The organism is Streptomyces sp. ATexAB-D23 (genome assembly GCF_000373645.1).
Taxonomy (GTDB): domain Bacteria; phylum Actinomycetota; class Actinomycetes; order Streptomycetales; family Streptomycetaceae; genus Streptomyces; species Streptomyces castrisilvae.
Genome location: NZ_KB892024.1, coordinates 137148 through 149041 on the forward strand (window position 1 = coordinate 137148; position 11894 = coordinate 149041).

Sequence of the window (11894 nt, forward strand, 5' to 3'; positions counted from 1 at the left end):
GGGCGAGGTGGTGGCGCGGGGGCTGGGTGAGGTGCGGCGGGTCTGGGGCGTTGCGCGGGGCCAGGGGCGAGCCGGGGTGCGGGGACTGGGTGAGATGCCCGCGGGGCCTGGGCGGGGCCTGGGGTGAGCCGGGGCGCGGGCCCAGCGGCGGCCGGCACCCGGTCGGGGGCTCAAGGGGCGGCCGGCACCCGGGGCGCGGGCTCAGCGGCGGCCGGCATCCGGGCGGCGGCTCAGGGGCGCGGGAGGGGCTGGTGCAGCGGGTTGGGCGGCGGATCGTTCGACGCGCGGACGATGGTGATCAGCCGGTCCGTCAGCTGCAAGGGGCTGGCCGCCGGATCGTCGTAACCGAGCAGCCGGTGCCCGCGCAGGACGTTGACCACGAGGTCGTCGGTCTCCCGCACGTTCTTGCCCACCTCGGCCTTTATGACCGGGCGTTCCACGAGGTCGAGCCCGCTGCCCTGCTGGATGAGGTCCTCCATCACCGTGCCCGCACTGGGGCTGAGCACCGAGAGCCCGAGCAGCCGGCCCGCCGCACTGGCACTGGTGATGACAGCGTCCGCACCGGACTGCCGCAGCAGCGGCGCGTTCTCCTCCTCGCGCACCGCGGCCACGATCTTCGCACCGCGGTTGAGCTGGCGGGCGGTCAGCGCGACCAGGACGGCGGTGTCGTCGCGCTGGGTGGCGATGATGATCTGACGCGCCTTCTGGAGCTCGGCACGGCGCAGCACATCGCTGCGCGTCGCGTCCCCGAGAACGCCGGTGAACCCCTCGGCATTGGCGATCTCGATCACCTTGGACGCCGGGTCGACGACGACGATCTGTTCCTTGCTCAGCCCGGTGGCGCACAGGGTCTGGATGGCCGAGCGACCCTTCGTGCCGAAGCCGACGACGACAGTGTGGTCACGCAAGTTGGTTCTCCAACGCTTCAGCCGGAAGTCCTCCCGGGTCCGCTCCGTGAGGACCTCAAGAGTGGTGCCGACCAGGATGATGAGGAAGAGCACGCGCAGCGGTGTCACGAGCACCACATTGGCGAGCCGTGCGCCGTCGCTGTACGGAGTGATGTCCCCGTACCCGGTGGTGGAGAGGGTGACGGTCGCGTAGTACACCGCGTCCAGCAGATCGACCTTGCCGTCGGCCGCGTCGTGGTATCCGCTGCGGTCGACCCAGACGATGAACACGGTGACGGCCAGCACGGCCAGAGCCATCATCAGCCGCTTGGCCACCTGGCGCGCCGGCCCGTCCACGACCCGGCGCGGAAGCATCACCCGAGTGGGGACGACCTGCTCGTCGGCCCGCCTGGCCATCGCGTCATGGCCGGGAAGTTTCACGTGAAACACCCTTCAGTCCACGGCACCGCCGAGGCCCACGGTAGGTCGAGGATCTCCACCTCGGTGCCGGACCGTACCCCTCCCGGCTCCACGACGGCCAACGCGTCCGCGGCGGCAATCCCGCGCAGCATGGCGGGACCGTTGTAATGCAGTGGTACGACGTGCTCCTGCCCGCCTGCGGTTCCGGGTTCTCCGGCCGCCCGATGGACCACGGGCACCAGCCGGGTGTCGTGTGGATGCCCGTGCACATCGTCTCGTACGGCCACCCGGTAGTGCTCGTCGGGGGTACGCCCGGCCAGCCCGGCGAGAAGCGGCCCGGCCAGGGTGAGCAGCCCGGAGACGGCGGCCAGGGGGTTGCCGGGCAGCCCGACGAGGCAGGGCCCGCCGGGGGAGAGCCTGGCCAGCAGCATGGGGTGGCCGGGGCGCACGGCGACCCCGTCGACCAGCAGTTCGGCGCCGATCCGGGCGAGGACGCGGTGGACGTGGTCGACGGGGCCGGCAGCGGTGCCACCCGTCGTGATGATCAGGTCCGCCTCGGAGTCGGTGAGCGCCTGCCACAGGGCCTCCGCGTCGTCGCCGAGGCGGCGCGGTGCGCAGACCTGGGCCCCCAGCGCACGCACCCAGGGGCCGATCATGGGCCCGAGCGCATCACGGATCAGCCCGTCGTGGGGAAGCCCCTCGGTCAGCAGTTCGTCGCCGAGGACCAGAACGTCGACGTGCGGCCGGGGGCGGACGGGCAGCTCGTCGTACCCGGCGGCCGCGGCCAGCCCGAGGACGGCGGGGGTCACCACCGTCGCGACGGGGAGCAGGTGCTCGCCCGACCGGCACTCCTGGCCGCGCGGCCGGATGTCCTGTCCCTGGCTCACGGGGCGCTGCGCGTACAGCAGTCCCTTGGCCTCGTCGGCGTGAGCGTGCTCACTGCGGACGACGGCGGTCGCCTCCGCCGGGATACGGGCACCCGTGGCGATGCGCACGGCGTCCCCGTCGGGCAGCGGGTCGCGGGCGGCGTGCCCGGCGAGGATGCCGTCGTCCGCCCGGATGCTCCACGGCCCCGGCCCGGCGACGGCCCAGCCGTCCATGGCCGAGGTGTCGAACGACGGCAGATCGGTGAGCGCCACGAGCGGCTCGGCGAGCACGTACCCGAGAGCGCGATCAAGCCCCACCCACTCGGTACGCCCCCGCCCCACCCTCCCCTCCCGCCCGGCAACAACCCTCGCCTCCCCCCAGGAGAGCCCCCTGCCTGATGGGGCACTCTGCGAACCAGCACACGACCCGGCCCCCGCTGGGGAGGGGTCTCGGGGGGTGGAATGGTGCGCGGGGCGCTGGTTGCTGTGGGGCGCGGGCGCGGCGACGGACCGGTGACCCGCCCACCCGGCGGACGAGCCTGCGGACGTCCCGCCGTCCCGGCTGCCGGACTGCCCGTCGGACGGGTCGCCCGGACGAGCACCCGACGGCTCGCTCGGCCGATTGCCGGCCGGCTCGCTCGGCATGGCAACGCCGCCGACCCCGGACGAGGCCCCGGGCTGTGCGGCGGGCCGATCGGCAGGGCGGCCGGCGGACCGACCGCTGGGCAGCCCGCCGGACAGGTCACTCGACTGGTCACCCGCCAAGGCGGCGCCACCCACGCCGGGCAAGCCACCAGACTGCGCGGCGGACCGGTCAACGGGCAGGCCACTCGCCTCGTTGACGACGCCCACGTCAAACAAGCCCCCAGGCTCCCCGGCAGCCCCGCCCCACGGCTGCGCGGCGCCCCGGCCGACGGACGACCGGTCAACGGCTCGGTCAATGGACCGGCCAACGGCTCGACCGCTGGACAACCCCATGGGCAGATCGCTCGGCCGCTCCGGCCGCTCCGGCCGCTCCGGCCGCTCCCTCGCCACGTCAGCCGCCCCCACGCCAGGCAAGCCCCCGGGCTCCCCGGAAGCCCCGCCCCACGAGTCGGTGTCGGGCCGGTCGCTGGACCACCCGCCCTCCCGGCCGCCTGCCTCACCGGCAGCGGCCCGGCCGTCCGACAGCACGGAGGCCGAATCGTTCAGCTGTCCGGCGGGCGGTCCGCTCGGCCAGTCACTTTGCAACCCGGAGAGCCAGTCGTCCGGCTCCTCCAAGCCCCCGTCACTCGTCCGTCCAACGAGCCGATCCGGCTCCCCGACACCCCGACCACCCGGCCGCCCAACGAGCTGATCCGACTCCCCGACACCCGGAGCCCCCGCCCGCCCAACGGGCAGACCCGGCTCCCCCACGCCCCGATCCGGCCGGCCGACAGGCCAATCCCGCTGCCCAACGGCCCGATCCGGCCGCTCGACGGGCTCGGTTTCCCGAGGCGGCGGCTGCCGGCCCACGAGGGCCAGGGCCTGGGCGACAGCCCGCTCCTCGTCGGCTCTCGCCTCGGCCTCGGCCGCGGCACGCCTCTCCGCAGCGGCGCGCCGCTCGTCGGCGGCGGTACGGCGCCCAGCAGCGGCGGCACGCCCACCGGAGGCGGGTTCACCCCCGGAGGCCCCGGAGGCCCCGGCGGCCCCGGCGGCCCCGGCGGCCCCGGGGCCCGCGGCTGCGGGGCTCCCCGCCGGACCCGGCCCCCCGGAAGCACCGGCGCCTCCGGCGCCCTCCGCGCCCCCCGACCCGCCGCTGCGGCCCGTCACGGCGACCCGGTCTCGTCCGCCCACCGAAGTGCCAGCGCCGCCGCCTTGCGCGCGGCCTCCGCCACCACCTCGGGCCCGCCGCCGTCGCCGCTCGCCTTCCCTGCCGCGTAGCCGACGAGGAAGGTCGTCAGGGGCGCGGCAGGCCGGGCGACGCCATGCGCGGCGTCACGGGCGAGGTCGAGCAGAAGGCCGGTGTCGACGTCGAGGTCGATGCCGAGTTCATCCTTGACTGCGGTGATCCATTCATCCAGCACGGTCCCATGTTCTCTGATCCGGGCCCGCGCCGAAGCGATGTCCTCCCAGGTGTCGCAGTCGAACGAGGCGAGCGGCCCCGCAGGCACCCGGCAGAGCGTCAGCTCGTGCGTGAGCAGGCGCAGCGGCAGCCCCGCCAGACCACCGTGCTCGGCGGCGAGCAGCGCCAGTTCGCGGCGCAACGGCTCCGCCCGGTAGACGGCGACCAGCGGCTGGTCGCGCCCGCCCTCGTCGGTGCAGAGGGCGCCGTCCACACCGGTCCCCGGAGCGGAGGCCGCCAGCAGCGCGCGGACCGTATCGGCGCCCAGGAACGGCAGATCGGCGGAGAGCACGACAACGTACTGCGCCGACGTATGCCGCATCCCGGCACCGAGCGCCGCCAACGGCCCTCCGCCGTGAGGTTCTTCGCGCGCCCAGGTCACCGCGCGCACCGTGGGCCGCCGGCCCCCCACCACCACGGTGGACCCGGCGTCGGCACAGGCGGCGAGCACACGGTCGAGCAGCGCCCGGCCACCGACCCGCAACCCCGGCTTGTCGGCGCCGCCCAGCCGCTTGGCGGCTCCTCCGGCGAGAACGATGGCGTCGTAGGCGGTCATGCCCCGAGTATGCGGGCCCTGCCGCACCGCGGCCCCGGCAGGTGCCGGCACCGCGGCCTCACCGCACCACCACTCCCGTCGGCCCCGCCGGCCCCGGGTCTACAGACTGCGCAGGAGCAACGCGGGCTGCTCCACGCAGTCGGCCACATGGCGCAGGAAGCCCCCGGCGGTGCCGCCGTCGCAGACCCGGTGGTCGAAGGTCAGTGACAGCTGCACGACCTGACGCACCGCGAGCTGCCCCTCGTACACCCACGGCTTGGGGACGATGCGGCCGACGCCCAGCATCGCCGCCTCCGGGTGGTTGATGATCGGCGTCGATCCGTCGACCCCGAAAACCCCGTAGTTGTTCAGCGTGAACGTGCCACCGGTCAGCTCCGCCGGCTTCAGCGTCCCCGTCCTGGCCGCTTCGGTCAGCCGGGCGATCTCCGCACCGATCGATTCCGTGCTGCGCGCGTGGGCGTCGCGGACGACCGGGACGACCAGGCCCCGCTCGGTCTGGGCCGCGAAGCCGAGGTGCACCTGCGGCAGCCGTACGATCTCGCGCGCCTCCTGGTCCACCGTGGAGTTGAGCTCGGGGTACCGGGCCAGGGCCGCCGTGCAGATCCGGGCGAGGAGCGCGAGCACCGACACCTTGGGCCCGTCGGCGCTGTTCATCGCGGCCCGTGCGGCCATCAGCTCGGTCGCGTCGGCATCGACCCAGCACGTGGCGTCGGGGATCTCCCGCCGGCTGCGGCTCAGCTTGTCGGCGACCGCGCCACGCACCCCGCGCAGCGGAATCCGCTCGCCGGCGGCACGTGCGGGCGCCTCGTCCGGCACCTCGGGTGCCACGGCCGATGCCTCGGCGGCGGACCGGATGGCGGACTCGACGTCGGCCCGCAGGATCAGTCCGTCGGGGCCCGAGCCGGCAAGCCGGCGCAGATCCAGGTCGTGCTGGCGCGCGAGCCTGCGCACCAGCGGCGACACGACCGCGACCGGCCCCGTACCCCGGCCGGAGACAGCGGCCGAGGCGGCGGGGGAGACAGGGGAGGCGGGGACCGCGACCACCCGCGCGGCAGGCGCCGCCCCAGTCGCCTTCAGCCCATCCGGCCGCACCCGCCTACGACGTACGGGCGGCGCCCCGGTCCCGTACCCCACCAGCACATTCCCGGATCCGGAATCCGCAGCAGCGGGCTCCGCGTCAGCCGTCCCGGCCCCGGAATCGCTCTTGCCGGAAGCCTCCGCGGACGACCCGACCGCCACGGTGAGCAGCGGCGCCCCGACCGGAAGCTCCGTGCCCTCGTCGCCGAACCGGGCGGTCACCACGCCCCCGTACGGGCACGGCACCTCCACCATCGCCTTGGCCGTCTCGACCTCGACCACCGGCTGGTCGATGTCGACGACGTCCCCGACCTCCACCAGCCAGCGCACGATCTCGGCCTCGGTCAGCCCCTCGCCGAGGTCCGGCAATTTGAACTCAAGGACCTGAGCCATCAGTTGCTCGCCTCCCACTGGAGCCGTGCGACGGCGTCGAGAACCCGGTCCACACCGGGGAGGTGGTGGCGCTCCTGCATCGGCGGCGGATACGGGATGTCGAATCCGGCGACGCGCAGCACCGGCGCCTCCAGGTGGTGGAAACACCGCTCGGTGATCCGGGCGGCGATCTCGCCGCCGGGGCCCCCGAAGCCGGTGGATTCGTGGACAACGACCGCGCGCCCGGTGCGGCGCACCGAAGCTGCGACGGTCTCGTCGTCGAACGGCACCAGCGAGCGCAGATCCACGACTTCCAGATCCCAGCCCTCCTCGACGGCGGCCTCGGCCGCCTCCATGCAGACCGGCAGGGACGGCCCGTACGTGATCAGCGTGGCGCTGCGGCCGGGGCGGCGCACGACGGCCCGGCCGATGGGCTCCACGGCGGTGGGCTCCTGCGGCGACCAGTCGGCCTTCGACCAGTACAGACGCTTCGGCTCCAGGAAGACCACCGGGTCGTCCGAGGCGATCGAGGCCCGCAGCAGCCCGTACGCGTCCTCGACCGTGGCCGGCGTCACGACATGGAGACCGGGGGTCGCCATGTAGTACGCCTCCGAGGAATCGCTGTGGTGCTCGACGCCCCCGATGCCGCCGCCGTAGGGAACCCGGACGGTGATCGGCAGCGGCATCGCGCCCCCGGTCCGGTTCCGCATCTTGGCGACATGGCTGATGAGCTGCTCGAACGCCGGATAGGCGAACGCGTCGAACTGCATCTCGACCACGGGCCGCAGCCCGTACATCGCCATGCCGACCGCCGCCCCGAGGATGCCCGCCTCGGCCAGCGGAGTGTCCGTGCAGCGCTCGTCGCCGAACTCCTTCGCCAGACCGTCGGTGATCCGGAAGACCCCGCCGAGCGTCCCGACGTCCTCACCCAGGACGTGCACCGAGGGGTCATCGGCCATCGAGTCGCGCAGCGCGCGTCCCAGGGCCTGCGCCATCGTGGCGGGCTTGGCCTTCGCCGTCCGCTCCCCGGCCGTCGCCGCTGCCGTGGTCATCGGGCTGCTCCCCCGTCGTCCGTGCCGTGCTGGTCGTGCTCCGCGTCCAGCTCACCGCGCAGGCGGTCGGCCTGCTCGCGCAATTGCGCCGTCTGCTCCGCGTACACATGGGTGAAGAGGTCCATCGGGTCGAGCACCGGGTCCGCGTTCATCCGCTCGCGCAGCCCCGCGGCCATCCGCTCCGCGGCCACCCGCTCCTCCTCGATGCCGTCGTCGTCGAGCAGTCCGCGTCCGGTCAGCTCCCGCTCCAGCAGCCGCACCGGATCGTGGGCCCGCCAGGTCTCGACCTCGCTGTCACCGCGGTAGCGGGTCGCGTCGTCGGCGTTCGTATGGGCGTCCATGCGGTATGTCACGGCCTCGACCAGCGTCGGTCCGCCGCCGGTCCTGGCCCGCTCGACCGCCTCGGAGAGCACCTGGTGCATGGCGGCCGCGTCGTTGCCGTCGACGAGCCGTCCGGGCATTCCGTACCCCACGGCCTTGTGCGCCAGGGACGGGGCCGCGGTCTGCTTGGCCAGGGGGACGGAGATGGCGAAGCCGTTGTTCTGTACGAGGAAGACGACCGGGGCCCGCCAGACGGCCGCGAAATTCAGCGCCTCGTGGAAATCGCCCTCGCTGGTGCCGCCGTCACCGACCATGGCGAGCGCGACCACGTCGTCGCCCTTGAGTCGTGCCGCGTGGGCCAGACCCACCGCGTGCGGCAACTGGGTGGCCAGCGGGGTGCAGAGCGGGGCGATGCGGTGCTCGCGCGGGTCGTAGCCGGTGTGCCGGTCGCCCCGCAGCAGCGTCAGCGCCTGGACCGGATCCAGCCCCCGCGCCACGGCCGCGAGCGTGTCGCGGTAGCTGGGGAAGAGCCAGTCCCGCTCCTCCAGCACCAGGGCCGCCGCGATCTCGCACGCCTCCTGGCCCGTGCTCGACGGATAGACCGCCAGTCTGCCCTGCTTGGTGAGGGCCGTCGCCTGGGTGTTGTACCGCCGGCCGCGCACCAGCTCGGCGTAGAGCCGCCGCAGCAGCTCGGGGTCGGCTTCGGCCACGGCGTCCGTACCCAGCACCCGGTACGGCTCGGGGTCCGGGAGCAGCGGCGCGGGATCGGTGAGCGGCTTCCAGGCCGGGGGCGGCGTGGGCCGGTAGGCGGCCGCGCCGGGCAGCTCTTGGACCGTCATGACAGGCACCTCCGAGCATCGGGCTGTATCGAAATATGGCGATATATCGAAAAGAGCGCAAGGCGCGAGTGTGGCGCGTCTCACCTACCGATTGTTCGGTCGCGAGGGCATTTTGGCTACAGGCACCGCCAGCCTGTGGACAAACGGTTCTCCACAGCCTGGGATGGGAACAGGTCGTCCAGGACGGGGAGGCACGGGAACATGGCAGCTGAACAAATGGCCGACGGGAGCGAGGAACCCGGCCGCCTGCCCCCGGCGCGCCCGCTCGACGCCATCGACCGCGACATCCTGCGACTGCTCCAGACGGACGGCCGCGCCTCGATACGGTCGGTGGCCGACCGCGTCCACGTATCGCGCGCCAACGCCTACGCGCGGATCAACCGGCTCATCGAGGATGGCGTGATCCAGGGGTTCAGCGCGCGTGTGAACCACGAGCGGGCGGGGCAGGGCGCCTCCGCGTACATCACGCTCAAGATCGTCCAGAACTCCTGGCGCACCGTCCGCGAACAGCTCCAGGCACTGCCGGGAGCCACCCACATCGCGCTCGTCAGCGGCGATTTCGACGTCCTGCTCCTGGTGCACACACCGGACAACCGGACGCTGCGCGAGCTGGTACTGACCCGAATTCAGGCCATTCCGGAAGTGCTGTCCACCCGCACGCTGCTGGTGTTCGAGGAAACGGACCTGGCCCCGGGGCCGGACCGCCCCACAGAACTCGCCTGAGCGGCCACGCACGGGAGGGGCGGGCAGCTGATCAGCGGCCGGACGGACCGGACTTCATGCCGTCGAAGGCCAGCTGCACCACGGTGTCCGCGAGCCGTTCCCCTTCCGCGCCGCCGTCGGGCAGCGGCCGGTACCACTCCACCAGGGAGTTGACCATGCCGAACAGCAGCCGCGTCGCGAGCCGTATGTCCACGTCGGAGCGGAGATCGCCGTCCGCGACGGCCGCCTTGAGCAGTTCGGCGACCCGCTGGTCGAACTCGCGCCGCCGCTCCAGGGCCCAGCGCTCGGTCTGCGTATTGCCCCGCACCCGCAGCAGCAGCGTGACGTAGGGCAGTTCGGCTATCAGCACCTCGACCGTGCGGCGGGTGACGTACTCGACCCGTTCGATCGCGCGGCCTCGCGTCGCCCCCGACTCGTCGAGGATCGCGAACAGCCCGTCGAGGGCGCGACTGACGGCCCGTCGCAGCAGCTCTTCCTTGCCCGCGACATGGTGGTAGATGGACGACTTGGAGATGCCCGCCGCCTTCGACAGGTGCTCCATGGACGTGCCGTCGTAACCCCGCTCGTTGAAGACACGGACGGCGACGGTCAGCAGAGTCTCCGGCGTGTACGTGTCCCGCTTGGCCGTGGTCATGTCCGCGATCCTCCCCTACGAGTTGTCCACAGGTTTCGTGGGCCCCCTTGTCCCGACCGATCGTTCGGTTACTCTAACTCTGTCCGCCCGTCCCTGCCCAGCTCGATGAGGAGTTGGTCCGCCATGGCCGCCGAGCTCTCCCCGCACCTGCTGTCCGAGAAGCACCGCCCCACGCTGGACCGGGCCCTCGAAGCGATCCGCTCGCGGGATTACTGGTCCCCGCATCCCGAGCACCCGAAGGCGTACGGGGAGGGCGGCGCCCCGGGGAGCCTCGGCGCAGCCGAGGGCAAGGCCGCTTTCGACGCCGTGCTGAACACCCGCTTCGACCTGGACCAGCCGGGCACCGACGGATGGACGGGCGGGGAGGTCTCTCCGTACGGCCCCGAGCTCGCGGTGGAGTATCCGCACGCGGACCTGGACGTCCTGCTCCCGGCGATGCGCGCGGGCATGCCCGCCTGGCGCGAGGCCGGCCCCGAGACCAGGGCCCTGGTCTGTCTGGAGATCCTGGCGCGGATCAGCGCCCGCACCCATGAGTTCGCCCACGCCGTGATGCACACCAGCGGCCAGGCCTTCATGATGGCGTTCCAGGCCGGTGGCCCGCACGCCCAGGACCGGGGCCTGGAAGCCGTCGCGTATGCGTACGAGGAGCAGCTCCGCGTCCCCCGCACCGCCGATTGGTCCAAGCCGCAGGGCAAGCGCGACCCGCTCGCCCTGCACAAGACGTTCACCCCCGCGGGCCGCGGCATCTCGCTGCTGATCGGCTGCAACACCTTCCCCACCTGGAACGGCTACCCGGGCCTCTTCGCCTCCCTCGCCACGGGCAATCCGGTCCTGGTGAAGCCCCACCCCCGCGCGATCCTCCCGCTGGCCCTCACGGTTCGGCTGGCGCGCGAGGTGCTCACCGAGGCGGGCTTCGACCCCGACCTCGTCGCCCTGGCCGCCGAGTACCCGGGCGAGGGCATCGCCAAGACACTGGCGGTCCGCCCCGAGATCAAGATCATCGACTACACGGGGTCCACGGAATTCGGTGACTGGCTGGAGGCCAACGCCCGCCAGGCCCAGGTCTACACGGAGAAGGCCGGCGTCAACACGATCGTCGTGGACTCCACCGACGACTACCGCGGCATGCTCGCCAACCTGGCGTTCTCGTTCTCCCTCTACAGCGGCCAGATGTGCACCACCCCGCAGAACCTGCTCATCCCCCGGTCCGGCATCACGACGGACGCCGGCGACAAGACGTACGACGACGTCGTCGGTGACATCGCGGCCGCGGTCACCGGCCTCCTGGGCGACGATGCCCGAGCGAACGGTCTGCTCGGCGCCCTGGTCAACCCGGACGTGAAGGCCCGCCTCGACGCCGCGGCCCACCTGGGCGAGGTCGCACTGCCCTCGCGCGAGGTGGCCAACCCCGACTTCCCTGACGCCACCGTCCGCACCCCCGTGATCGTGAAGCTCGACGCCGCCAAGACGGACGGCGAGCCCCCTTACCTCGCGGAGTGCTTCGGACCGGTCTCCTTCGCCGTGGCCGTCGACTCGACGGCGGACGCCGTGGAGCTCCTGCGCCGCACCATCCGCGAGAAGGGGGCGATGACGGTCGGCGCGTACACCACGTCCGAGGAGGTGGAGCGCGCGGTGGAGGACGTCTGCCTGGACGAGTCCGCCCAGCTCTCCCTGAACCTCACCGGCGGGGTCTACGTCAACCAGACAGCGGCCTTCTCCGACTTCCACGGCTCGGGCGGCAACCCGGCGGCAAACGCGGCCCTCTGCGACGGCGCCTTCGTCTCCAACCGCTTCCGCACCCTGGAAGTCCGCCGCCAACGCTGACCCCCACCCCACCGAACACCCAGCCCACCCGATCCCCGGCCCACCGACGCCCCCGGTCCTCAAGCCCGTCCGGCGCTTGAGGACCGGGGCCAAGGGGCCTGGGAACCCGGGGCGGAGCCACTCACCCCCTCAGACCCTTCCGCCCCAGGGCCCCGGGGGGAGGCGAAGCCCCACCCGCACCACCCAGCCCGTCCGCACCACCCAGCCCGTCCGGCGCTTGAGGACCGGGGGCCCGGGGGC

At 73.2% G+C, this 11894-nt stretch carries 9 protein-coding genes; 2 read left to right on the forward strand and 7 right to left on the reverse strand.

Annotated features, from left to right (window positions below; all coding sequences use genetic code 11):
• Positions 1 to 230 precede the first annotated feature (230 nt).
• From B082_RS0121225 to pdhA, 6 genes are all read right to left on the reverse strand, one after another.
• Positions 231 to 1304 (reverse strand): potassium channel family protein, encoded by a 1074-nt coding sequence (locus B082_RS0121225; RefSeq protein ID WP_018553829.1) that lies wholly within the window; start codon positions 1302 to 1304, stop codon positions 231 to 233.
• 20 nt (positions 1305 to 1324) lie between these two features.
• Positions 1325 to 2962, reverse strand: coding sequence for a molybdopterin-binding protein (locus tag B082_RS0121230; RefSeq protein WP_420707691.1), 1638 nt, complete (start codon positions 2960 to 2962; stop codon positions 1325 to 1327).
• 998 nt (positions 2963 to 3960) lie between these two features.
• Complete coding sequence (locus B082_RS0121235; RefSeq protein WP_018553831.1) at positions 3961 to 4812, reverse strand: NTP transferase domain-containing protein; 852 nt, start codon at positions 4810 to 4812, stop codon at positions 3961 to 3963.
• Between the two features lie 99 nt (positions 4813 to 4911).
• Entirely contained in the window at positions 4912 to 6282 is a 1371-nt protein-coding gene (locus B082_RS0121240; protein ID WP_026250025.1) for a dihydrolipoamide acetyltransferase family protein, read from the reverse strand.
• Positions 6282 to 7313: an alpha-ketoacid dehydrogenase subunit beta gene (locus B082_RS0121245; protein WP_018553833.1), complete on the reverse strand. Its 1032-nt coding sequence runs from the start codon at positions 7311 to 7313 to the stop codon at positions 6282 to 6284. Before B082_RS0121245 ends, B082_RS0121240 begins: the two co-directional genes overlap by 1 nt.
• Positions 7310 to 8473 carry a pyruvate dehydrogenase (acetyl-transferring) E1 component subunit alpha gene (gene pdhA, locus B082_RS0121250; RefSeq protein WP_018553834.1) on the reverse strand — a complete coding sequence of 388 codons (1164 nt, stop codon included), beginning with the start codon at positions 8471 to 8473 and terminating at the stop codon, positions 7310 to 7312. The genes B082_RS0121245 and pdhA overlap by 4 nt, the downstream gene beginning before the upstream one ends.
• 216 nt (positions 8474 to 8689) lie before the next feature.
• On the opposite strand from pdhA, the gene B082_RS0121255 reads away from it, so the two are divergent.
• Entirely contained in the window at positions 8690 to 9196 is a 507-nt protein-coding gene (locus tag B082_RS0121255) for an Lrp/AsnC family transcriptional regulator (protein WP_018553835.1), read from the forward strand.
• Positions 9197 to 9227: 31 nt separating this feature from the next.
• Here the strand turns inward: B082_RS0121255 and B082_RS0121260 are convergent, their stop codons facing one another.
• Positions 9228 to 9830 carry a TetR/AcrR family transcriptional regulator gene (locus B082_RS0121260; protein WP_018553836.1) on the reverse strand — a complete coding sequence of 201 codons (603 nt, stop codon included), beginning with the start codon at positions 9828 to 9830 and terminating at the stop codon, positions 9228 to 9230.
• Between the two features lie 123 nt (positions 9831 to 9953).
• On the opposite strand from B082_RS0121260, the gene paaN reads away from it, so the two are divergent.
• The gene (paaN, locus tag B082_RS0121265) at positions 9954 to 11654 is read left to right on the forward strand and encodes a phenylacetic acid degradation protein PaaN (protein ID WP_018553837.1); all 1701 of its coding nucleotides are present in this window, start codon (positions 9954 to 9956) and stop codon (positions 11652 to 11654) included.
• The last annotated feature ends 240 nt before the right edge of the window (positions 11655 to 11894 follow it).